The organism is Pseudomonas shirazica (genome assembly GCF_015168335.1).
Lineage (GTDB): Bacteria > Pseudomonadota > Gammaproteobacteria > Pseudomonadales > Pseudomonadaceae > Aquipseudomonas > Aquipseudomonas asiatica.
Genome location: NZ_CP063456.1, coordinates 5153261 through 5176787, shown reverse-complemented (window position 1 = coordinate 5176787; position 23527 = coordinate 5153261). Strand labels below are relative to the sequence as shown.

The window sequence follows — 23527 nt, the reverse complement described above, 5'->3', positions numbered from 1 at the left end:
CCGGCAAGCCAGCTCCCACCTTGACCTCACAGACTTCAAGGCATGCGAAGTACCTGTGGGAGCTGGCTTGCCGGCGATGAGGCCCTGACAGGAGATAGAACCGGGCCTGACTCAACGGACTGATGGTGGTTGTGTACTACCCGCCTGTGCAATGGTCCAACTCACCACCTGCCCGGTCAGCTGGTCGCAGGCCTTCCCGAAACCGGCAACTACTGCTGACACCTGCTTGTCGGCCAGCGGCTGGCGGATTTCGAAGCGTTTGCTGGCCAGAATGCGTTGGTTGCGGCCTTGAACCAGGCGTGCGTCATAGCGGATCACCACATCCACCGCCCCGCCCGGGAGGTATTCGGTCTGGAATGCCTGCAGCTCGCCAGCCAGCTCGTAGTCGGCCTGCAGGTTGCTGTCGTCGGCACTCAGGCGCTGTACCTGGCCGTCACGCTGGAAACCGTCTAGCAGCCGGTTGCGCAGCAGCACCGGCACTGCGTCGCTCCAGCGCGCACCCTTGTAGCTGCTGACCACATCGCCCTGGGGAATCACGGCAATCCGTGGCCCGGCCAGCACTTCGCTGGCCAGCGGCTTGTTCAGGCGCAATGACCAGTCCAGCGCCGGCACTGTGCGACCGGGCTGGTTCACCGGCAGACGGTACAGGTCGACGGGCTCGCTCTGCGGCAGGATCGAGCAGGCACTGGCCAGGCTCAATGCGGCCGCCAGGGCCAGCAGGCGCAGCGACGGTTTCATGGTTGGAACTCCTTGTTGTTGTCGCGGCCGAGCAGGTAGCCGCTAGGGTCGGCCTCCAGTTGCCGGGAAATGCCTTTGAGTGCGTTTAGGGTTTCGCGTAGCTCGCGAATCGCCGGGGTCAGCTGGTTCAGGCCCTGGGCACCGTCGCCGATGGCTTCGCGGTTGTCCTCGAGCAGGCGGTTGATGGTGGCGGTGCTCTCGGCCAGTGACTGCATGGCCTGCTCGGCGCTGCCGATTGCCTGCTTGCCTTCGCTGCCCAGCAGGCCGTTGGCATTGCGCATCAGTGCCTGGGTTTCGGCCAGGGTGGCGCTGGCCTGCTTGCCCACCTGCACCAGTTGCTCGATGGCCTGGGTGATGCTGCCGTGCTGGCCAGCGAAGGCGCCGGTGGTCTTGTCGAGGTTGGACAGGGTGTTGCTGAGGTGGCCGATGTTGTCCTCGGAAAACATCTGGTTGGCGTTATGCAGTAGCAGGTTGATGTTGGTCACCAGGTCGCTGCTGTCATTGAGCAGGCGCGAGATTGGCGAGGGCGATGCGATGATCACCGGCAGCTTGCCGTCCTTGCCTTTCAACTCGGGGCTTTGCGGGGTGCCCCCGCTGAGCTGGATGAACGAGTTGCCGGTCACGCCGGCCAGGGTGAGCTTGGCCTGGGTGTCTTCCTTCACCGGGGTGTCGGCGCTCAGGCGCACCCGTGCCAGTACCCGGCGCGGGTCTTTCGGGTCCAGGCGCAGGGTGGACACATCGCCTACCTTGATGCCGTTGTACTGCACCGGGCTGCCGCGGGACAGGCCGGAGACGGCTTCGTTGAACACCACTTCGTAGTCCTTGAAGGCGTCGTCGACACTCGACTTGGCCAGCCACAGGCCGAACAGCATGGCGCCGGCCACCACCAGGACGGTGACCAGGCCGATAAGAACGTGATGGGCTCGGGTTTCCATTGCTCAGCGCTCCTGCCCGGCACGGGTGGCGGCCTGCTCGGCCGCGCGCCCGCGTGGGCCATGAAAGTATTCTTGAATCCAGGCGTCGTTGGTCTGCTCGACCTCGGCCAGCGGGCCGGCCACCAGGACCTTCTTCTGCGACAGCACGGCGATGCGGTCGGTAATGGTGTACAGGGTGTCGAGGTCGTGGGTGATGAGGAACACCGACAGGCCCAGGGCGTCACGCAGGGTAAGGATCAACTGGTCGAAGGCGGCGGCACCGATCGGGTCCAGGCCGGCGGTGGGTTCGTCGAGGAACAGGATGTCAGGGTCCAGTGCCAGTGCCCGGGCCAGCGCGGCGCGCTTGATCATGCCCCCGGACAGCGAGGCCGGGTATTTGTCGGCGGCCGAGATTGGCAGCCCGGCCAGGGCCAGTTTCACCCCGGCCAGGTGCTCGGCATCGGCGCGGGACAGCCCGGCGTGCTCGATCAGCGGCAATGCCACGTTTTCGGTGACAGTCAGCGAAGAGAACAGCGCGCCCTTCTGAAACAGCACGCCGAAGCGCCGTTCGACCAGTGAGCGCTGCTCTTCGCGCAGGCCGGCCAAGTCCTGGCCGAACACCTTGATCTGCCCTTCGTCGGGCCGTCGCAGGCCAACGATGCTGCGTAGCAGCACCGACTTGCCGCTGCCCGAACCGCCGACCACGGCGAGTATCTCGCCGCGATACAGGTCGAGGTCGAGGTTTTCGTGCACGCTCTGGCGGCCGAAGCGGTTACAGATGCTGCGGGCCTCGATCACACGTTCCTGGCCACTCACCAGCCCATCTCCATGAAGAACAGCGCAGCCACCGCATCCAGCACGATGACCACGAATATCGACTGCACGACCGCCGAGGTGGTGTGCGCGCCCACCGATTCGGCGCTGCCGCTGACCTTGAAGCCTTCCAGGCAGCCGATGGCGGCGATCAGGAAGGCGAAGAACGGTGCTTTTGCCAGGCCGACCAGGAAGTGCTGCACGCCGATGTCGCTTTGCAGCAGCGACAGGAACATGGCTGGCGAGATGTCCAGTGTCAGCGCGCACACCACCGCGCCGCCGACGATGCCGCAGATCATCGCGATGAAGGTCAGCAAGGGCAGCGAAATCAACAGCGCCAGTACGCGCGGCACCACCAGCAGCTCCATGGGGTTCAGGCCCAGGGTGCGGATGGCGTCGATTTCCTCGTTGGCCTTCATCGAGCCGATCTGCGCGGTGAACGCGCTGGCGGTGCGGCCGGCCATGAGGATGGCGGTCAGCAGCACGGCGAACTCTCGCAGGAACGAGAATGCCACCAGGTCGACGGTGAAGATGGTCGCGCCGAAATCGGCCAGCACCGTGGCGCCGAGGAAGGCCACCACCGCGCCCACCAGGAAGGTCAGCAGGGCGACGATGGGCGCGGCGTCCAGACCGGTCTGTTCGATGTGCGCCACGACCGGGGTAAAGCGCCAGCGATGGGGTTGCAGGGCACGGCGCAGCAGGGTTTCGAGGATCAGGCCAACGAAGCCGAGCACCTGCAGGGTGTCTTGCCACAAGGTGCCAACGGCGCAGCCGATGCGCTCTAGTAGCAACAGCAGCACGTTACGCTCGGGTTCCTTGACCGGAATGCAGTAGTCCTGCACCGAGCAGTAGACATTCTTGAGCAGGGCGCGGCTGGCTTCGGGCAGGCCATCGGTGCAGCGGGACAGGCGTTCGGAGCCGAGCAGTTCGGCCAGCAGCGAGGCACCGGCGGTATCCAGGCGTCCCAGTTGGCTAAGGTCGGCGACGGTATCGGCAGCATATTGCGCCCGCAGGCGCTTGCTCTCACGCTTGAGGCTGGCGTAGTGCGCCAGGGTCCAGTCACCGGTAATGCGCAGGCAAGCCGGTTGGCTACTGGTGTCCAGGGTGGCGCTGGGGGTGGTCATCGGCTCCATGCTACTGACTCGGCGCTAAGGCTTAGGGCCTGATCATAGCGCAGCGGGCATGGGCTGTTTGGTGATTATGTGCTGTCTTCACGGACCTTGGGGGCCGCAAAGGGGCCCCCTTACACTCACCCTGCGGGCGCGTCATCGACCACCTTGAAGCGCAGCACACCGATGACCTGCCCATCCTCTGTCAGTACCCTCACCTGCCACTTGCCCACCGGGTTCGGCGGGAAGTTCTGCTTGTGGGTCCAGGCCCGGTAGCCTTCCTTGCGCCCGCCATGGATGTCCAGGGCAATGCGATCAACTTCCTGGCCGTCCTTTTGCCACACGTGATAGATCCGCTCGTTTAAGCCGCGTGGCGCGTTGATCGCGGTGTAGGCGTACAGGCCGCTGCTACGGATGCGGCTGGCGGCAATTTCGTGCAGCGAATCGCCCGGCTGGCGGTTCAGCACTTCGGTACTGACCGCCACTTCGGTCATCCACAAGGTTGCTGGTGGCACCCAGGAGCGCAGAAGCCAGCCCCCGCCGCCGACCGACAGGGTGACCAGCACCAGGGCCACGGCACGGCGCCAGTTGTTGATCGGGAAGCTGCTGGCAAGGCTGGGAAACGACAGGGCCATGGCTGCGATCAGGGCCAGCTTGAAGCTTTGCGCGGTGGTCAGGTGCAGGATGATCGGCAGCGCGGTCAGCAGGGCGGCGAACAGGGTCAGGGTATGCAGCGCCAGGAACAGCCAGCGCCTCGGTGCCAGCCACTTGTAGTACAGCGGATCGATGATCGAAATCAGCCCGGCGGCACCAAGCAGGCCGGTGAACACCAACTGGCCGCTGTTCCAGGTGGTGGTGATGAAGAAGAATGGCAGCACGAAGAACAGCGATTCCTGGTGGATCATCTGTGTCGCGTAGCGCAGCAATGGCTGCGGTATTTCGCGGTTGAAGGTGCGCGCGAACAGGCCGGTGAGGGTGTTTTCCAGCATCAGCCAGAGCCAGCTGACCAGCATGAGCACAGCTACCCAGCTGGCAAGGCCAGCCTGACGGTCGACCAGGATGAAACTGCCGATGCCGGAGAGGAAACCGCCGAGCGCGATGATGCCGGGGTAGCGTTTGAGCAGTTCGATGATGCGCTGGACGATGTGGGGGATTTGGGGCATTGGGGGCTACAACAGAAAGGATATGGTGGCTGTGCCGGCTTCTTCGCGGGTGAACCCGCTCCCACAGGGACCGCGTTGCGATACCCGCGAAGGGGCCGGTACTGGCAAAAGGATACCGCCGATTCACCGCTAGCGTGTAGCACCGCTCGGTTTTTCCGGACCGTGCCGACGCCAGCGCAACAGCCCCGCTGCCAGGATCAGCCCCGATAGCAAGGCAACCAGCCCATAGAGTTCATCATAGCCAAGCAACGGCTTTTCGATACGCAAATAGCCATCTTCCTTGAGCAGTTCCTTCAGCGCCTCGTTGGCCTGCGCCAGGCTGACCTGCCGCAGCTTGCGCACCGGGTTGGCGAAGCGTCCGTCGCTATAGTCGTTCAGCGCGCCCCAATAGTAGTCGGCCAAGGCACTGTTGCCCTGGGTGCTCCAGCTTTCCTTGGCGACGCTGGCGTACTTGATGCGCTCGAAGGTGTCCGGGTCGAGGCCTTCCTTGCGCAGGTGATCGAACAATTTCTGCATCACCTCGACCGCCTGGTCGATGTCCTCGCGCTCCAGGTCGGCATTGAGGCTTAGCAGGCCAGTGTCGCCGAAGCTCTCGCGTTGTGCCGAAGGGCCGTAGGACAACCCGTTGCGCAAGCGCAGCTGGTCATACAGCGCCCAATCCAGGTAGTGCGACAGCAGGTCGAGGGTGGCCTGATGGTCGTTGTCCAGCACCGGCTCGACGAACAGCCAGTGCAGCTTGACGCTGTCGCCCAGCCAGCCGCGGGTCAGGTCGCGGCGCTGTTCAGCTTGCTGGCCGATGCTTTCCAGGGTGCGGCGCTCCTCCGGCTCGGTGGCGGGCAATTCGCCAAAGGTACGCTCCAGGTAGGCCGGCAGCAGGCGGTCGAGGCCGCCGACCACTATCAGGGTCATGTTGTTGGCCGCGTACCAGCGGTCACGCAAGGTGTTCACCTGCTCCAGGGTCATGTCGTCGAGGTTGGAGCGCTCCGGGCATTTCAGGCCTAGCTCGGTGGCCAACTGGTCGCTGGCGGGGTGGCCGATGTCCTGGCGGTCGAGCCAGCGCTGCAGGTGGCCATAATGGCCGCCATCTTCACGCTCGATGATGCGCTTGGCGGTGGCCAGGGCCTTGGCATCTATGCGGGTTTCGTGGATCACCGCCAGTAGCAGGTCGAGGACTTTGCGCTGGTTGCGCGCCGGGGCTTCGATGACGAAGGTGGTGTCGGCGCTGCTGGTGTAGGCGTTCCACTCGCCGCCCAGCGATTGCAGGCGCTCTTCCAGGCCACCCTCGCCGGTTGCGTCGATGCCGCTGAACAGCAGGTGCTCGAGCAGGTGCGGCAGCTCTTTCTGCTCGCAATTGAAGTCATCCAGGCCGACGCCGACCACCAGGCGAATCGCTACATGGTCACGTTCATAGCCGTTTTTCAGGATGACCTGTAGGCCGTTGGGCAACAGGTAACCTTCAACTCGCGAGCGGTCGAGGGCGAATGAGGGCAGGCTGCAGATCAGCAGGCAAACGAACATCAGGCAACGCATGGGCGAGCTTGGGTCCTCAGGTAGGCGAAATCACGGCAGGCGGGCTTCGTCCGGCACGCTGTCGAGCATCAGCCCGCCCGTGTCCGAGCCGCCCAGTACCACATAGGCACTGCTACAGAACAAAGAGTTCAACCGTTTCATGTCGGCGATCAGCTCCAAGTGTAGCGAACTGGTCTCGATACTTTGCACTACCTTGCGCTGCAGGCGGCTGACATGGGCGTGGGCAAGGCGCCGTTCCTGGGCGCGAAATCGGCGTTTTTCCCGCAGCAGCAGACGGGCGCTTTCCGGGTCGGCACTGAGAAACACCGACAAGCCCAGGCGCAGGTTGGCCAGAAGCTGTTCCTGCAAGCCGGTGAGTTCTTCCAGGCCCACCTGGGAGAACTCCCGGCGCTGGCTGGTTTTCTGCTGCTGGACCTTGCGCAGCATACGCTCGATCAGGTCGCAGGCCAGCTTGAGGTTGATCGCCAGTTCGATGATTTCTGCCCAGCGGCGGTTGTCCTGTTCGCTGAGGCCTTCACGTGAAATCTGCGCCAGGTACAGCTTGATCGCGCTGTACAAGGCTTCGGCGTCCTCGCCAAGGGCGCGGACCTGTTGCGGCAAGGCGGCCTGGGTACCGCGCAGGGCACCGAGCATGGCTTCGAGCAGGCTGTCGACGATATCGCCCAGGCGCAGGGTTTCGCGGGAGGCGTTGGCCAGGGCCAGGCTGGGTGTTTCCAGCGCCGAGGTGTCGAGATGGCGCGGGCGAATCTGGCCGTTGCCGTTTTCCCGTTCGGGTAGCAGGGTGTTGCACAGCCGGCCCATAGGTTTGACCGTGGGTAGCATGATCAGGCAACGCAGCGTGTTGTAGAGCAGGTGGAAGCCGATGACCAGCTCCTGTGGGCTGAAGCTCAGTGAGTCCATCCAACCCACCAGCGGGTGCAGCACTGGGATGATCAGCAGCAGGCCGATCAGCTTGTACAGCAGGCTGCCCAGGGCCACACGGCGTCCAGCGGCGTTCTGCATGCTGGTGCTGATGAAGGCCAGCAATCCGCTGCCGATGTTGGCGCCCACCACCAGGCCGATAGCCACCGGCAGGCTGATCACTTCGGCGCCGGCCAGTGTCGCGGTGAGCAGCACGGCGGCCAGGCTGGAATAGGAAATCATGGCGAACAGTGCGCCGACCAGGGCGTCGAGCATGATGTCGCCGGTCAGCGAAGCGAACAGCACCTTTACGCCCTGGGCGTGGGTAATCGGTGTAGCTGCCTGCACGATCAGCTCCAGTGCCAGGATGATCAGGCCAAGCCCGATGCCTACTCTGCCCAGCTGCCCCGCCCGCGTCTGCTTGCGCGAGAGGAAGAAGATCACACCCAGGAAGATCAGCAGCGGCGACAGCCAGGACAGGTCCAGGGTCAGCACCCGGGCCATCAGCGCGGTACCCACGTCGGCGCCGAGCATGATTGCCAAGGCCGGGGTCATGGCCATCAGACCTTGGCCGACGAACGAGGTGACCAACATGGCTGTGGCGTTGCTGCTTTGCACCAGGGCTGTGACCAGAATGCCTGCGACGAACGCGAGCGGGCGTTTGCTCATGTTCTGGCTGATGATGCGCCGCAGGCTCGAGCCGAATACCCGGAGTATGCCGGTACGCACGATGTGGGTGCCCCAGACCAGAAGCGTAACGGCCGAGAGCAGGTTGAGCAGGGTCAGCATGGCGACGGCCCCCTGTTGCATCGGCCCAGAGGGCCAAGAGACGAAGCGTGAGCGTTTGAAGAATTTTCAGTGCTCACTCAAAGCTTTAGTTGTTTTGCGGAGCTGTCGCCAGCTTCGCATGGCTGTCATTTGTTTGAAATACGGCGGAAATGAAAAAAGGGCCCGAAGGGCCCTTTGTCCTGCACTTCCTGATCTTATTGACCCGGAATGTCCTTGCGCAGTTTCACTGGCTCGTGCTCTTTGCCGTTCTTGCGGGCCAAGGCAGTTCGCATGCGGATGTTGATGGCTTCCACCGCCAGCGAGAACGCCATGGCGAAGTAGACATAGCCTTTAGGCACATGTACGTCGAAAGATTCGGCGATCAGCACGGTACCGACCACGATCAGGAACGAAAGTGCGAGCATCTTCAACGAAGGATGTTTGTCGATGAAATCGCTGATGGTGCCGGCGCACAGCATCATCACCAGCACGGCGACGATGATCGCGGCGATCATCACCGGTACGTGGGACACCATGCCCACCGCCGTGATCACCGAGTCCAGCGAGAACACGATGTCGATGATGGCGATCTGGATGATGGTGTAGAAGAACTTGCCACCCGCGCCTTTCGGTTCTTCCGGGTTTTCGTCCTCGCCTTCCAGGCCGTGATAGATCTCTTGCGAGCTTTTCCACAGCAGGAACAGGCCACCAAAGAACAGGATCAGGTCCCGCCCGGAGATGCCCTGGCCCATGACCACGAACAGGTCGGCGGTAAGGCGCATGACCCAGGTGATCGACAGCAGCAGCATGATACGAGTGACCATGGCCAGGGCCAGCCCGAAGATCCGGGTGCGCGGCTGCATGTGCTTGGGCATGCGGCTGACCAGAATCGAGATCATGATGATGTTATCGATACCGAGGACGATCTCAAGCGCGGTAAGGGTAAAAAAGGCAACCCAGATTTCCGGGCTGGTCAGCCATTCCATGTGTCTTCCTTCGAACGGTAAAGGCGACGCGCCCGGATCCGGGCGCGTCGCGTTAGGGAAATACGTGTTTATTAAAGACTACTGAACAGCGGGAAAATCCCCATCAGCAGCGCGGCGAGCATTATGCACAGGCACACCAGCACTGCCCACTTCAAGGTGAAGCGCTGATGATCGCCGAACTCGATCCCGGCCAGGGCCACCAGCAGGTAGGTGGAGGGTACCAGGGGGCTTAGCAGGTGTACCGGCTGCCCGACGATCGACGCACGGGCCATTTCCACCGGGCTGATGCCATAGTGGCTGGCAGCTTCGGCCAGCACCGGCAGCACGCCATAGTAGAACGCGTCGTTAGACATGAAGAAGGTGAACGGCATGCTCACGATCGCGGTTATCACCGCGAGGTATGGGCCCAACGCCTCGGGGATGACCGACAGCAGGCTCTTGGACATGGCGTCGACCATGCCGGTGCCCGACAGGATGCCGGTGAAGATGCCGGCGGCAAAGATCAGCCCGGTGACCGCCAGCACGCTGCCGGCGTGGGCGGCGATGCGGTCTTTCTGCTGCTGCAGGCACGGGTAGTTGACGATCATGGCGATGCTGAAGGCGATCATGAACAGCACGGGCAGCGGTAACACGCCGGCAATCAGCGCGACCATTAGGGCAGCGGTCAGGGCACCGTTGAAGTACAGCAATTTTGGCCGGCGCGCGTCCGGGTACTGCGAAACGGTAATTTCGCTGTGGTCGATGTCGTCGGTGGGCAGGTGCAACTCGCCCAGGCGGGCACGTTCGCGCTTGCCGTACATGTAGGCGATGGCCAGGATCGCCAGCACACCGAACAGCATGGCGGGGATCATCGGCACGAAGATGTCCGACGGGTCCACGTGCAGGGCGCTGGCGGCGCGGGCGGTCGGGCCACCCCAGGGGGTCATGTTCATTACCCCGCCGGCGAGAATGATCAGGCCGGCCATGATCCGCGGGCTCATGCCCAGGCGGCTGTACATTGGCAGCATGGCGGCGCAGCAGATCATGTAGGTGGTGGCGCCGTCACCGTCGAGCGAGACCACCAGGGCCAGTACCGCGGTGCCGACGGACACTTTCAGCGGATCGCCCTTGACCAGCTTGAGGATCTTGCGCACGGCCGGGTCGAACAGGCCGGAATCGATCATCAGGGCGAAATAGAGGATGGCGAACATCAGCATCACGCCGGTAGGTGCGAGCTTGCTGATGCCCTCGAGCATCATCGGGCCGATCTTGGCGGAAAAACCGCCGAACAGGGCGAACAGGATCGGTACCAGAATCAACGCGATCAAGGCCGAAAGGCGCTTGGTCATGATCAGGTACATGAAGGTGATGACCATGGCAAAGCCGAGGAAGGTCAGCATGGCAGTACTCCAGGCGTGGCGCGGCGAAAGGAACGTCGATTCGGGCGGATCAGCGCGCTTGGCGCTGTGCAGGGAGCATGCGGAGGGGGGCTACGGAAAGTTGGGCACAGGAATACATCAGAATCACCATTGTTGTTGTTGATTGGGCCGGGCGCGGTGGTTACCGGGTGCCCTGGCTGACCGGTCTTGTGCCGGTAGTGGGGGCTATCCTATGAGGGCAAGCTTTCAGCCAGCTTTCGCCGAAGCAAAGGCGACGAGAGGTAGGTGATGCAGGATGTGACCGAGGGTGGCTGCCATTGTGGCGCCTTGCGTTATCGGTTGGAGGGCGACCTGACGGACATTGCCCATTGCCATTGTTCGATCTGCCGGCGGGTCAGTGGCGGGCTGGTGATGACCTGGCTCACCCTGCCCCGCTCGGGGTTCCGGTGGCTGGCGGGCGAGCCGAACTGCTATGTGGCGCCGGCCAGTTGCAGCCGGTACTTCTGTGGGCATTGCGGGGCGCATGTGGCGTTGGTGACTACACATAGCCCGGAGACGGTGGATGTGACGGTGGCGACGCTGGACCACCCGGAACGGGTCAGGGCCAACCGGCATATCTGGGTGGGTAGCCGGTTGCCTTGGTTGCATCTGGATGAGGATTTGCCTTCGGAGGCCGAGGAGAACCTGTAAGAGATTGTGTTGGTGCTGATGGCCCTATCGCCGGCAAGCCAGCTCCCACAGGTGTCCCACCACCTTCAGACCTATGGTGGGAGCTGGCTTGCCGGCGATAGGGCCAGTACAGCCATATTTACAACTGCAGGCCTCCTGCAGCCTTGTGCAATGCCCGCAGATGTTCGCCCACTTGCTTCACATTGGCTTCCACCGCCGCAATTTCCTTGGCCCGCGACGGCTCCAGCAGCGCCCTCACCTCTTTGTCCAGGCTCGTGCTCAAGCGCAGCAACTGCGCTTGCCGCTCGCTGCTGACCTGCTGCAGATGCTTGCGCTCCTGCGGCTGCGGCAGCCCGTAGCCCTTGCTGTCGAGCAACTCTGCCGGGCGGCTGAGGAAGCCACTGTTGGCGAGCATTTGTCTGAGGGTCGCATCGGCCTTGCTGACGCTGCCATCCTTCAGCGCGGCGGCGTTCAGGTAACGCTGCTTGACCTCGTCCTGGGCCAGCAGCAGTTGCCGGCGCAAGCTGGCCTGTTCAAGCAGCAGCAAGGCGGCGCTGGTACGCAGGTCGGCCTGGGCGAACCAGGCCCGCCGTTGCTCGGCGTCCAGGGCCAGCCAGTCCTCGACCTTGTCCTGCTTTATTGGCAACTGCTTCTTCAACACCTCGAACATGGCCTGGTAACGGTCACGGTAGGAGTCGAAGCGATAACCCAGGCGCAACGCTTCGCGGGGGTCGTCGAGCACACTGGTGTCGGCAAGTCCCCTGCCCTTGAGCACAGCCAGCAAGCCATTGGGCATGATGCTGTCGAGGTCGTTCAGGCGCGGGTTGGCGGTGCCGCTGCGCAGCAGCTTCAACGACTCTACTGCGCAATTGTTGGACAGGAACCAGTAGTTGCCATCGTAGCTCCAGTGCATTTCGGCGGCCTGACGCACCAGGTTCTCGATCTCGTCGCGGTCGAGCCGCAAGGGCACCGAGGCCAGGCTGCGCAGTTCGGTCTTGGTGTACTCGTCGATCACCTGGCCCAGCGGCAGCACGAACAGGCGCGAGGGGTAGGCGCCGACCAGGCCGTCCCAGCTGGAAAGTTGCACATCGTTGACGAAGGCACGGTACGACAGCACCAGGCTCTGGTCGAGGTCCAGGCGGCAGTCCGGCCCGCGTGGGCGGCCCGGCTTGCAGATCACCAGGCGCAGCATGCTGTGGCCCCAGCGGCTGACCAGGTTCTGGTTGGCTTCGGCCAGCAGGTAGTCCACCTCATAGACCCGCTCGGGGTCGATTTCGCCCAGCGGTTGGCGGGCGAAGTCGCTGCCGGCATTGATGAACGGCAGGCCCTTGGCGCAGCTGTCCTGCTGCGGTGCCCAGCCGAAGTGTTCGCGCAGGTACTGGTTCAGCGCCGGACGGCGGCAGCCGTAGCTCGGGTCGAGTAGGAAGTACTCCATGTTGACCGCGATGTACTCCTTGGGGCTGCTCAGTTCATAGCTGTCGGGGCTGCGCACGAACTGGCCGTTGTGCTGCTCGCGCTCGCCGCGTCGGCCCACGTACTGCTGCCAGCCGGCCAGGTCAAGCAGGCGCGGGTCGTCGCTGAGGGTGAAGCGGCGCTCGGCCTGGCCACGGCATGCTTCGGGCAGGCCGACCTTGCCCAACGTACCTTGCTGGCGCTTGCAACGGGCGATCAGCGCGTTCTCGGCGTTGGGCCACAGCCGGGCACGGTCATAGATATGGGTGAGTTCGTGCAGCACGGTGGCCAGCAGTTCTTCTCGCACCGTGCCATGCGGGCGGTTGGTGCGTTCGGTGGCCGCACTGCCATCGGTGAGGCTGGGCAGCAGGCGGCGATTGAGTTCGAGGGTAGAGACCAGCGATGCCTGGCCATAGGCGTCGGCAGGCATGTTGTCGCTCCAGCTGACACGCACGCGGCGGTTCAGCTGTTGCTTGAAGCTGGGGGGCAGCTTGCCCATGGCTTCGTCGAGCAGAGCCTGAGTGGCCAGGGCCTGCTGTGAGTCAAGGCCGGACGCCTGCAGCTCGAGCTGCAGGTCGGCCAGGGCGGGCGTGCCGAGCAGCGTCAGGGCGCAGCCGAGCAGCCAGGCGCGCACGCGGTTCACAGCGCGAGGATGGCTTCAGCCAGTACCTGGTCGCTGGCGTCACGCGCTTGCGGCACGCGCTCGCGCAGGGTGTTGAAGGCGGCCTCGAGCTGGGCGCCGCGGATCTCACCGTTGCTTGCGACAAAGCTGGCGGCGTCGTCATGGGCTTCGCGCACCACTTTGGAATCGCGGATCGAGGTGGTGGTGTCAGAGGTGAAATCGATCGAACGGCCAAAGGCGCGCACGATGATATTGCTGGTGGCCACCAGGGTCTGTGCCTGGGCCAGGTCGGCCAGCAGCAGCATGCCGAGGGTAGCGGCAATCAGCGGTTTACGCATGGAGCATCTCCGAAAAATACAGGGAGTCAGATTTAATTATTGGACGAGAATTGCTTGCGCCAGTTCCAGATCGCCGACGGTATGCCGTGCGCAATTGTGGCGTAATGATTCCAGTGCTGCCTCCAGCCGTGCACCGCGGATCTGGCCGTCGCTGGCGACGAAGGCAGCGGCATCGTCCTGGGCCTGGCGGACCAGTTTGCGGTCGAACGGTGCGCTGGTGACCTGGCTGGTGACATAGCCGGTGATGACCAGGCTTTGCGTAGTGGTATCCATGGCATGGGCGCTGGCCATGCCAATAACGGAGAACAGCAACGGCAACAGATAACGCATGGGCTCTACAACAGCTGGAAACGTGGGCGGCAATGGTGAGTACGGCTGTGCTGGTGGTGGCCAGCACAGCTGAACGGCTCAGGCGGGGTCAGAGCGCCAGAATGGCCTGGGCCAGTTGCGCGTCGCTGGCCTGCAGGGTTGGCATCTGCGAGCGGATGTGCAGGAAAGCGCTTTCCAGCTTGGCACCGCGGATGTCGCCCTGGCTGCCAACGAAGCTGGCGGCGTCGTCACGGGCGGCCTGGACGATCTTGTCGTCACGGAACGAGGAGGAAATATCGGAAGTGGCATCGGTGGACGCGGCCACTGCGCCAACGACGGCGTCGGTGGTTACAACGAAGCTGGTGGCGTTTGCGGTGCCGGCCAGGCTCAGCATCAGGGCGGCGCCAATCAGGTATTTACGGGACATGATCGTGGACTCCTGGACTAGGGTCGGGTGGTTCTGCTTTATCGGACGCTCGCACAGCTCGTCGCGGTACTTTTCAACAGTGCGTTCTACCAGACTGTTACGCCAAGCGTATCACGCGCCGGTGTTTCTGGATGTTAATGAACAGCGCACCAATAAACTGTTATGGTCTGTTTTATGATTTTTAAAACTGTACAGGTACGCTTGTAAAAGGCTCTGGCATGCCGCCTGCAAACAAAAAACCCGTCGCAGTCACCTGCAACGGGTTTCGGGAATTCGCGGTGCCGGCCGAAGCCGGCAAGCCGGAGCTTAGCGCCAGAATGGCTTGCTCAGCTCTTCGTAACGCTGCGACTCGCTGATACCGGCGTCGGCCAGCAGGCGGGCGTCCAGGCGAGCCAGTTGACGGCGGCTGGCCATGCGGCGCTGCCACAGCAGCAAGGTGGACAGAGCGCGCAGCGGCAGCGAAGCGTTGGATTGTTGGGCGTTGCTTTCAAAAACCAGACCGGAACTGAGGGTACGTTCCATGATGTTTCATCCTTCCGCTTATGGCGGGATTAGGTAGTGATTTAACTGATGCCAATGATCCTCCTCTGTCGTCCATAACAGTAGATACAGTTCGGTTGAAAGACGATGGTCCAGTTAACTGTGTAACCCTACTGTTGCACTCTAAACTGGCGTAACTGTACTGGTCCGCCCTTTTTTGGTGCGTTCTGGCTTCGGAGACGGGATCTTTCAGGCGGAAGGGCTAAAAATAACAAGTACAGTAGTACAGTTTTTTTTAAAAATAACTGATGCTGTAATGCTTGCTCCTGTAGGAGCGGCTTTGTGTCGCGAAAGGGGCCGCAAAGCGGCCCCAGGATCACAAGAATAAAGACCGGAACAGCGGAAGCAGGGCCGCCGTTCCATTCCTCATTTGTATCAGCTAGCCAGCATGCGCCCGGTTTCTTCCAGGTTCTCGTGCCAACTCAGGGCTTCACGCAGGATGTGCGGGGTATGGCCGCCACGCTGGCAGGCGCGATCGAAGTAGTCGCTCAGTGCTGCGCGGTAGTCCGGGTGCACACAGTTGTCGATGATCGCCCGGGCGCGCTCGCGTGGCGCCAGGCCGCGCAGGTCGGCCAAGCCTTGCTCGGTGACCAGGATGTCCACATCGTGCTCGGTGTGGTCGACATGGCTGACCATCGGCACCACGCTGGAAATCGCGCCACCCTTGGCAATCGACTTGGTGACGAACACGGCCAGGTGGGCGTTACGGGCGAAGTCACCCGAGCCGCCGATGCCGTTCATCATCTTGGTACCGCACACGTGTGTGGAATTGACGTTGCCGTAGATATCGAACTCAAGCGCGGTGTTGATACCGATGATGCCCAGGCGACGGACCACCTCCGGGTGGTTGGAGATTTCTTGCGGGCGCAGTACCAGCTTGTCCTTGTAACGCTCCAGGTTGCCGAACACGTCGGCGTTGCGGCGGGTCGACAAGGTGATCGAGCTGCCCGAGGCGAAGATCAGCTTGCCGGCGTCGATCAGGTCGAAGGTGGAGTCCTGCAGTACTTCGGAGTACATGGTCAGGTCTTCGAACGGCGACTCGATCAGGCCGCACATCACTGCGTTGGCAATGCTGCCGATACCGGCCTGCAGCGGGCCGAGCTTGTTGGTCATGCGGCCAGCTTCGACTTCTTTCTTGAGGAAGTTGATCAGATGGTCGGCGATGCCCTGGGTTTCGTCATCCGGCGGCAATACGGTGGACGGCGAGTCCGGCTGGTCGCTGATGACGATGCCGACGATCTTGGCCGGGTCGATCGGGATGGCGGTGCTGCCGATACGGTCGTCGACCTTGACCAGCGGGATTGGCGTGCGGGTCGGGCGGTAGGTCGGGATATAGATGTCGTGCAAGCCTTCGAGGTTGGTGTTGTGCGAGAGGTTGATCTCGACAATCACCTGCTTGGCGAAGATCGCGAAGCTGGCCGAGTTGCCCACCGAGGTAGTTGGCACGATATGGCCTTGCTCGGTGATGGCCACGGCTTCGATGACCGCGATGTCCGGCAGCTTCAGCTGCTGGTTGCGCAGCTGCTCGACGGTTTCCGACAGGTGCTGGTCGATGAACATCACCTGGCCGTCGTTGATGGCCTTGCGCAGGGTGCTGTCGACCTGGAACGGCATGCGGCGAGCCAGCACGCCGGCCTCGGTCAATTGCTTGTCCAGGTCGTTGCCCAGGCTGGCGCCGGTCATCAGGCTGATTTTCAGTGGCGACTGCTTGGCACGTTCGGCCAGTGCATGTGGTACGGCCTTGGCTTCGCCGGCGCGGGTGAAACCGCTCATGCCGACGGTCATGCCGTCCTCGATCAGACCAGCGGCATCAGCCGCACTCATTACCTTGCTGTGCAGGGAGGACAAGCGGATACGATCACGGTACATGGATTGTTATCTCGGGCTACTGAAACTACTGCAGCGCAGTCTAGAGACTTCGCCCCTTGCCGTCCCACGACCATGGTCGTATGAGAAGCCTTGGAATAGAGCCGTTGATCCGGATCAATAAAAGAAAAGCCCCGGCAGATTCTGACCGGGGCTTCCTTTATATCAGCTGGTTTGCAGCTGCCATTGTCACTCCACGGCCTTGACCATGTCTTCGATGACCTTCTTGGCGTCGCCGAACACCATCATGGTCTTGTCGAGATAGAACAGTTCGTTGTCCAGGCCGGCATAGCCGCTGGCCATGGAGCGCTTGTTGACGATGATGGTCTTGGCCTTGAACGCTTCGAGGATCGGCATGCCGGCGATCGGCGACTTGGGGTCGTTCTTCGCCGCAGGGTTCACCACGTCGTTGGCGCCCAGCACCAGCACCACATCGGCCTGGCCGAACTCGGCGTTGATGTCTTCCATCTCGAACACTTGGTCGTACGGCACTTCGGCCTCCGCCAGCAGCACGTTCATGTGCCCGGGCATACGGCCGGCCACCGGGTGGATCGCGTACTTCACGGTCACACCGTTGTGGCTCAGCTTCTCGGTCAGTTCCTTGAGCGCGTGCTGGGCGCGAGCCACCGCCAGGCCATAACCCGGGACGATGATCACGCTGTCGGCGTTGCTGAGCAGGAAGGTGGCATCGTCGGCAGAGCCAGACTTCACCGGGCGCTGCTCTTTGGAGCCTTGCGCCGCGCCAGCATCGGTATCACCACCGAAGCCACCGAGGATGACGTTGAAGAACGAACGGTTCATCGCCTTGCACATGATGTACGAAAGGATGGCACCGGACGAGCCGACCAGAGAGCCTGCGATGATCAGCATCGAGTTGTTCAGCGAGAAGCCGATACCGGCCGCTGCCCAGCCCGAATAGCTGTTAAGCATCGACACCACCACCGGCATGTCGGCGCCCCCGATCGGAATAATGATCAGCACGCCCATGATGAAGGCCAATACCAGCATCAGGGTGAAGGCACTGTAGTGGCCAGTGAAGGTGAACAGCAGGCCCAGGGCGATGGTGGTCAGGCCGAGGATCAGGTTCAGCTTGTGCTGGCCGGCGAACTGTACCGGTGCACCCTGGAACAGGCGGAACTTGTACTTGCCCGACAGCTTGCCGAAGGCGATCACCGAGCCGGAGAAGGTAATGGCACCGATGGCTGCGCCGAGGAACAGCTCCAGGCGGTTGCCGGTGGGGATCGGGTCGCTCATGGCGGCAACGATGCCCATCGATTGCGGTTCCAGCACCGCGGCGATGGCGATGAACACCGCTGCCAGGCCGATCATGCTGTGCATGAAGGCGACCAGTTCCGGCATCTTGGTCATCTCGACGCGCTTGGCCATGATCGAACCGGCGGTGCCGCCGACCAGCAAGCCAACGAGGACGTAGCCGATGCCGGCGGTGGCAAGCTCGGCCCCGAGCTTATAAATGAGGCCGACCGTAGTGACGATGGCGATACCCATGCCGATCATGCCGAACAGGTTGCCGCGGCGCGAGGTAGTCGGGTGCGACAGGCCCTTGAGCGCCTGGATGAAGCACACCGAGGCGACGAGGTAGAGGAGCGTTACCAGATTCATGCTCATGCTTACTTCTGCGCCTCGTTCTTGGTTTTCTTCTTGAACATCTCAAGCATGCGACGGGTGACCAGGAAGCCACCGAACACGTTGACCGCGGCCAGGGCCACCGCCAGGGTGCCCATCAGCTTGCCGGCCGGGGTTACCGTCAGGGCGGCGGCCAGCATGGCTCCGACGATGACGATCGCGGAGATGGCGTTGGTCACGGCCATCAGCGGCGTGTGCAGCGCCGGGGTGACGTTCCACACCACGTGGTAGCCCACATAGATGGCCAGCACGAAGATGATCAGGTTGTAGATGCCATGGGAAATCAGCATGTCTTCCATTGTCGTGCTCCTTAGCCGTTCTTGCGGACGACCTGACCATCACGGCACATCAGGCAGGCCGCGACGATGTCGTCTTCGAGGTTGATGACCAGCGCGCCGTCCTTGTCGAACAGCAGCTTCATGAAGTCCAGCAGGTTGCGTGCATACAGTGCGGAGGCATCGGCGCCCACCTGGGCCGGCAGGTTGGTCGGGCCAACGATGATCACGCCGTTCTCCTGTACCACCTGGTCGGCGACAGTCAGTGGGCAGTTGCCGCCTTGGGCTGCTGCGAGGTCGATGACCACCGAGCCGGGCTTCATCTGCGCGACGGTTTCGGCGCTGAGCAGGGTCGGCGCCTTGCGCCCCGGGATCAGCGCAGTGGTAATGACGATATCCGCCTGCTTCGCGCGTTCGTGCACGGCCTGGGCCTGGCGTTGCATCCAGCTTGCCGGCATCGGACGGGCATAACCGCCGACACCTTCGGCGCACTCGCGCTCTTCATCGGTTTCGTAGGGTACGTCGATGAACTTGGCGCCCAGCGACTCGATCTGCTCCTTCACGGCCGGGCGTACGTCGGATGCCTCGATCACCGCGCCCAGGCGCTTGGCCGTGGCAATGGCCTGCAGGCCGGCTACGCCCGCGCCCAGGATCAGCACGCGCGCGGCCTTGACGGTACCGGCGGCGGTCATGAGCATGGGCATGAAGCGTGGGTAGTGATGGGCAGCCAGCAACACCGCCTTGTAACCGGCGATGTTGGCCTGCGACGACAGCACGTCCAGGCTCTGCGCCCGCGAGGTGCGCGGCGCGGCTTCCAGGGCGAACGCGGTAATGCCGCGCTCGGCCATCTTGCCGATCAGCTCGCTGTTGAAGGGGTTGAGCATGCCCACCAGGAGGCTGCCGCTGTTGATCAGGGCCAGTTCCTGGTCGTTGGGGGCGACCACTTTGAGCACCAATTGGGCGCCGTAGGCATCGGCTGCACTCCCTAGGGAAGCACCCACGGCCTCATAGGCACTGTCCGGAATGCTGGCATTGAGCCCTGCCCCCCGTTGGACGGTGACCTGATGGCCCTGGCCAATCAGTTTCTTGATGGTTTCCGGGGTCGCAGCGACCCTTGTCTCACCGGTCTGCGTCTCGAGAGGAACACCAATGTGCACGACTATTTCTCCTGCGGTGACCTTTTGTCTTTTTAAAAGCCAGCGCACTTCGGATGGTGCGCTGGGGCGGCTGTGGAGCGCCGACCCGCCGAATTCCGGGCGGGCGAAGCATTTTGCAGACGAAGCCAGAGGCCTTCAACCGGTTCTGGAGCGAAACGAAGTCAAAACTACAAGTCACCCTGTGACCGTATGTCGCAACGGTCAGGCTGCAGCCTGTCAAACATAGGCTATTGGCAGATTAGGAGAAAAAAACAAAAAATTTGCGGTTGATTCGCTTACGGCTTGGTGAATGTCGCAAAATAACCCGCGAAGCCGCGCCGTAAGCAGGGTTAAAGCGGATTTTTGCTCCTGCATAACAGTTTATGTATATGCGACAAATACATATATCTGTAGGTGTTAAAAATAATTGACTACGGAGTCAATTTATCGTGCCTGCTCACGTCTTGGCCGTGTACGCCTGGGCCTGGCTTACCAGCCAGTCACGGAAGGCGCGCAGCGAAGCCGACTCCACTTTGCGCTCGGGAATCATCAGATAGTAGGCCTTGTCACTACTCAGGGCATGCCTGTTAGCGACCACCAATCTACCCTCCTCCAGCTCGCGCTGGATCAGGAACGGTGGAATCAGGGCGATGCCCATCTCATGCATGGCCGCCTGAGCGAGCATCGAGAATAGTTCATAGCGCGGGCCTGTCATGTCGCGTTCCACATTCATGCCGACGCTGCCGAACCATTGCCGCCAGGCATAGGGGCGCGTGCTCTGCTGCAGCAGTGGCAGTTGGGCAATACGCTGAGCGTCGAGTGTGCCCTGCCCGCCCAGCAGCGCCGGGCTGCACACCGGTACCGGGTTTTCCCCCATCAGCCGGTGCGACTGGGTGCCGGACCAGTCGGCATCGCCGAAGTAGATAGCGGCATCGAAGGTGGTGTCGGCAAACAGGAATGGCCGGGTGCGGTTGGTGAGGTTTACCGTGACCTCCGGGTGGCGCTGCTGGAAGTCCTTTAGCCGTGGTAGCAGCCATTGGGTACCGAAGGTGGGCACGACGGCCAGCTCGATCACGTTGGCGCCCTGCTGGCGCATGACTGACAAGGTGTCGCGCTCTACCGCGTCCAGTTGGGCGGCCACTTGGCGGCTATAGGAAAGGCCTGCTTCGGTCAGCTTCACGCCGCGGCGCGAGCGGCGGAACAGTTCCACATTGAGGAAGGCTTCCAGGCCGCCTATCTGCCGACAGACGGCGCCCTGGGTCAGTGCAAGTTCCTGGGCGGCCTTGGTAAAGCTCTCGTTGCGGGCCGCCGCCTCGAAGCAAACCAGGGCGGCGGTACTGGGGATCTTGCGGCGCATGTACGTCAACCTCACTCGTAAGGCTGTCAATATGGCGTTTTGCCGATTTACGAAGTGACAAATTATCACTAATTGGTGCGCAATCCTCGTTTGTCCCGGCGGCCGATCAGGCCTAGGCTCAAAGGCACAAGAAACTGCCCCCTATTTCGAGGATTTCGCTCATGGCCGGTAAAGCAAGCTTCAACTGGATCGACCCGCTGCTGCTCGATCAGCAGCTCACTGAAGAAGAGCGCATGGTGCGTGACAGCGCTTATCAGTTCGCCCAGGACAAGCTGGCCCCGCGTGTGCTCGAGGCCTTCCGTCATGAACAGACCGACCCGGCGATCTTCCGTGAAATGGGTGAGGTCGGGTTGCTGGGCGCCACGATTCCCGAGCAGTACGGTGGCAGTGGCCTGAACTACGTGTGCTATGGCCTGATTGCTCGCGAGGTAGAGCGCATCGACTCGGGTTATCGCTCGATGATGAGTGTGCAGTCGTCGCTGGTGATGGTGCCAATCAACGAGTTCGGTACCGAGGCACAAAAGCAGAAGTACCTACCCAAGCTGGCCAGCGGCGAGTGGATCGGTTGCTTCGGCCTGACCGAGCCCAACCACGGCTCCGACCCGGGTTCGATGATCACTCGTGCCCGGAAGGTCGACGGCGGCTACCGCCTGACTGGCGCCAAGATGTGGATCACCAACAGCCCGATCGCCGATGTATTCGTGGTCTGGGCCAAGGACGATGCGGGTGATATCCGCGGCTTTGTTCTGGAAAAGGGTTGGCAAGGCCTCAGCGCGCCGGCGATTCACGGCAAGGTCGGCCTGCGCGCCTCCATCACTGGCGAAATCGTCATGGATAACGTATTCGTGCCGGAGGAAAACATCTTCCCGGATGTACGCGGCCTCAAAGGCCCGTTCACCTGCCTGAACTCCGCCCGCTATGGCATCTCGTGGGGTGCGCTGGGCGCTGCGGAAGCCTGCTGGCACACCGCGCGTCAGTACACCCTGGACCGTCAGCAATTCGGTCGCCCGTTGGCTGCCAACCAGTTGATCCAGAAGAAGCTGGCCGACATGCAGACGGAAATCACCCTGGCACTGCAGGGCTGCCTGCGTCTGGGGCGCATGAAGGACGAAGGCACAGCTGCAGTGGAGATCACCTCGATCATGAAGCGCAACTCCTGTGGCAAGGCGCTGGATATTGCTCGCATGGCGCGTGACATGCTGGGTGGCAATGGCATTTCCGATGAGTTCGGCGTGGCTCGTCACCTGGTCAACCTGGAGGTGGTCAACACCTATGAAGGTACTCACGATGTGCATGCACTGATCCTGGGGCGTGCGCAGACCGGCATCCAGGCCTTCTATTGATAAGGAGCCAGCCCATGGGCGCGCTATCACATCTGCGGGTGCTGGACCTTTCTCGCGTGTTGGCCGGCCCATGGTCTGGCCAGATTCTCGCTGACCTTGGTGCCGATGTGATCAAGGTCGAGCGCCCTGGCAGTGGTGACGATACACGCTCATGGGGGCCGCCCTTCCTCAAGGATGCCGAGGGTGAGAACACTAGTGAGGCGGCCTATTACCTGTCGGCCAACCGCAACAAGCGCTCGGTTACCATCGACTTCACACAGGCCGAGGGGCAGCGCCTGGTGCGTGAGTTGGCGGAGAAGTCCGATATCGTCATCGAGAACTTCAAGGTTGGTGGGTTGGCTGCCTACGGTCTGGACTACCAGAGCCTGAAGGCGATCAACCCGCGGCTTATCTATTGTTCCATCACCGGGTTCGGGCAGACCGGGCCTTATGCAAGGCGCGCGGGTTATGACTTCATGATCCAGGGGTTGGGCGGGCTGATGAGCCTGACCGGCCGCCCGGAAGGTGAGGAAGGTGCGGGGCCGGTCAAGGTAGGGGTGGCGCTGACCGACATCCTTACCGGGTTGTATTCCACGGTGGCGATCCTCGCTGCCCTCGCCCATCGCGAGCAGACCGGGGTGGGCCAGCATGTCGACATGGCGTTGCTCGATGTGCAGGTGGCCTGCCTGGCGAATCAGGCGATGAACTACCTGACCACGGGCAACCCGCCTCGTCGCCTGGGTAATGCGCACCCCAATATCGTGCCTTATCAGGATTTTCCGACGGCGGATGGCGACTTCATCCTTACCGTGGGCAACGATAGCCAGTTCCGCAAGTTCGCCGAGGTGGCCGGGCAGCCGCAGTGGGCGGACGACCCGCGTTTCGCTACCAACAAGCTGCGGGTTGCCAACCGGGCTGAGCTGATTCCTCTGATTCGCCAGGCCACGGTGTTCAAGACCACGGCGGAATGGGTGAGCCAACTGGAGGCTGCAGGGGTGCCGTGCGGGCCTATCAATGACCTGGCGCAGATGTTCCAGGACCCGCAGGTGCTGGCGCGCGGATTGGCGGTAAGCATTCCGCATCCGTTGGCGGGGAGTGTGCCGCAGGTGGCGAGCCCGATACGGTTGTCGGAGACGCCGGTTGAGTACCTTCGCGCGCCGCCGCTGCTGGGTGAGCATACCGAGGTGGTGCTGGAGGATGTATTGGGGCTGGATGCCGGTGAGGTGCAGCGGCTGCGCAGTGCCGGTGTGCTTTAAGGACGTTTGGCTTTGGTGAAAAGCGGGGTGGCCGT

At 62.4% G+C, this 23527-nt stretch carries 22 protein-coding genes; 3 read left to right on the top strand and 19 right to left on the bottom strand.

Features of this window, described 5'->3' with window-relative positions; translation table 11 throughout:
* Window positions 1-111 precede the first annotated feature (111 nt).
* From IMX18_RS23845 to IMX18_RS23805, 9 genes are all read right to left on the bottom strand, one after another.
* Window positions 112-738 (bottom strand): ABC-type transport auxiliary lipoprotein family protein, encoded by a 627-nt coding sequence (locus tag IMX18_RS23845; RefSeq protein WP_054572513.1) that lies wholly within the window; start codon window positions 736-738, stop codon window positions 112-114.
* Window positions 735-1673 (bottom strand): MlaD family protein, encoded by a 939-nt coding sequence (locus IMX18_RS23840; protein WP_046616914.1) that lies wholly within the window; start codon window positions 1671-1673, stop codon window positions 735-737. Before IMX18_RS23840 ends, IMX18_RS23845 begins: the two co-directional genes overlap by 4 nt.
* A 3-nt stretch (window positions 1674-1676) precedes the next feature.
* On the bottom strand, window positions 1677-2468 hold the full coding sequence (locus IMX18_RS23835; RefSeq protein ID WP_054572514.1) for an ABC transporter ATP-binding protein: 792 nt from the start codon (window positions 2466-2468) through the stop codon (window positions 1677-1679).
* Complete coding sequence (locus tag IMX18_RS23830) at window positions 2465-3598, bottom strand: ABC transporter permease (RefSeq protein ID WP_043935195.1); 1134 nt, start codon at window positions 3596-3598, stop codon at window positions 2465-2467. The genes IMX18_RS23835 and IMX18_RS23830 overlap by 4 nt, the downstream gene beginning before the upstream one ends.
* 116 nt (window positions 3599-3714) lie before the next feature.
* Complete coding sequence (locus IMX18_RS23825) at window positions 3715-4737, bottom strand: DUF5924 family protein (RefSeq protein ID WP_015268494.1); 1023 nt, start codon at window positions 4735-4737, stop codon at window positions 3715-3717.
* A gap of 129 nt (window positions 4738-4866) precedes the next feature.
* Complete coding sequence (locus tag IMX18_RS23820) at window positions 4867-6267, bottom strand: M16 family metallopeptidase (RefSeq protein WP_100413571.1); 1401 nt, start codon at window positions 6265-6267, stop codon at window positions 4867-4869.
* Window positions 6268-6297: 30 nt separating this feature from the next.
* Window positions 6298-7956 (bottom strand): Na/Pi cotransporter family protein, encoded by a 1659-nt coding sequence (locus IMX18_RS23815; RefSeq protein ID WP_015268496.1) that lies wholly within the window; start codon window positions 7954-7956, stop codon window positions 6298-6300.
* 194 nt (window positions 7957-8150) lie between these two features.
* A complete protein-coding gene (locus IMX18_RS23810) occupies window positions 8151-8921 on the bottom strand; it encodes a TerC family protein (protein WP_015268497.1) in 771 nt (256 codons plus the stop codon).
* 71 nt (window positions 8922-8992) lie between these two features.
* The gene (locus IMX18_RS23805) at window positions 8993-10300 is read right to left on the bottom strand and encodes a CitMHS family transporter (RefSeq protein ID WP_015268498.1); all 1308 of its coding nucleotides are present in this window, start codon (window positions 10298-10300) and stop codon (window positions 8993-8995) included.
* A gap of 267 nt (window positions 10301-10567) precedes the next feature.
* On the opposite strand from IMX18_RS23805, the gene IMX18_RS23800 reads away from it, so the two are divergent.
* Window positions 10568-10969 (top strand): GFA family protein, encoded by a 402-nt coding sequence (locus tag IMX18_RS23800; protein WP_015268499.1) that lies wholly within the window; start codon window positions 10568-10570, stop codon window positions 10967-10969.
* Between the two features lie 118 nt (window positions 10970-11087).
* Here the strand turns inward: IMX18_RS23800 and IMX18_RS23795 are convergent, their stop codons facing one another.
* The 10 genes from IMX18_RS23795 to IMX18_RS23750 form a co-directional block, all read right to left on the bottom strand.
* Window positions 11088-13043: a DUF7844 domain-containing protein gene (locus tag IMX18_RS23795; protein ID WP_137137823.1), complete on the bottom strand. Its 1956-nt coding sequence runs from the start codon at window positions 13041-13043 to the stop codon at window positions 11088-11090.
* Window positions 13040-13360, bottom strand: coding sequence for a DUF2388 domain-containing protein (locus tag IMX18_RS23790; protein ID WP_015268501.1), 321 nt, complete (start codon window positions 13358-13360; stop codon window positions 13040-13042). The genes IMX18_RS23795 and IMX18_RS23790 overlap by 4 nt, the downstream gene beginning before the upstream one ends.
* Before the next feature lie 36 nt (window positions 13361-13396).
* Window positions 13397-13690, bottom strand: a complete 294-nt coding sequence (locus tag IMX18_RS23785) for a DUF2388 domain-containing protein (protein WP_015268502.1) — start codon at window positions 13688-13690, stop codon at window positions 13397-13399.
* 88 nt (window positions 13691-13778) lie between these two features.
* Window positions 13779-14096 (bottom strand): DUF2388 domain-containing protein, encoded by a 318-nt coding sequence (locus IMX18_RS23780; protein ID WP_015268503.1) that lies wholly within the window; start codon window positions 14094-14096, stop codon window positions 13779-13781.
* Window positions 14097-14402: 306 nt separating this feature from the next.
* Complete coding sequence (locus IMX18_RS23775; RefSeq protein ID WP_003256968.1) at window positions 14403-14618, bottom strand: DUF1127 domain-containing protein; 216 nt, start codon at window positions 14616-14618, stop codon at window positions 14403-14405.
* Window positions 14619-15011: 393 nt separating this feature from the next.
* Window positions 15012-16505: a succinyl-CoA:acetate CoA-transferase ScpC gene (gene scpC, locus IMX18_RS23770; protein ID WP_100413569.1), complete on the bottom strand. Its 1494-nt coding sequence runs from the start codon at window positions 16503-16505 to the stop codon at window positions 15012-15014.
* A gap of 186 nt (window positions 16506-16691) precedes the next feature.
* Window positions 16692-18128, bottom strand: a complete 1437-nt coding sequence (locus IMX18_RS23765) for an NAD(P)(+) transhydrogenase (Re/Si-specific) subunit beta (RefSeq protein WP_015268505.1) — start codon at window positions 18126-18128, stop codon at window positions 16692-16694.
* 2 nt (window positions 18129-18130) lie between these two features.
* The gene (locus IMX18_RS23760; protein WP_003256966.1) at window positions 18131-18445 is read right to left on the bottom strand and encodes an NAD(P) transhydrogenase subunit alpha part 2; all 315 of its coding nucleotides are present in this window, start codon (window positions 18443-18445) and stop codon (window positions 18131-18133) included.
* A gap of 11 nt (window positions 18446-18456) precedes the next feature.
* Entirely contained in the window at window positions 18457-19578 is a 1122-nt protein-coding gene (locus IMX18_RS23755; RefSeq protein ID WP_015268506.1) for a Re/Si-specific NAD(P)(+) transhydrogenase subunit alpha, read from the bottom strand.
* 436 nt (window positions 19579-20014) lie between these two features.
* Window positions 20015-20914 (bottom strand): LysR family transcriptional regulator, encoded by a 900-nt coding sequence (locus IMX18_RS23750; protein WP_054572517.1) that lies wholly within the window; start codon window positions 20912-20914, stop codon window positions 20015-20017.
* A gap of 161 nt (window positions 20915-21075) precedes the next feature.
* Between IMX18_RS23750 and IMX18_RS23745 the strand changes: the two genes are divergently transcribed.
* Together IMX18_RS23745 and IMX18_RS23740 are read left to right on the top strand one after the other, a co-directional pair.
* On the top strand, window positions 21076-22257 hold the full coding sequence (locus IMX18_RS23745; protein WP_054572518.1) for an acyl-CoA dehydrogenase: 1182 nt from the start codon (window positions 21076-21078) through the stop codon (window positions 22255-22257).
* A gap of 14 nt (window positions 22258-22271) precedes the next feature.
* Window positions 22272-23492, top strand: a complete 1221-nt coding sequence (locus IMX18_RS23740; protein ID WP_100413568.1) for a CaiB/BaiF CoA transferase family protein — start codon at window positions 22272-22274, stop codon at window positions 23490-23492.
* The last annotated feature ends 35 nt before the right edge of the window (window positions 23493-23527 follow it).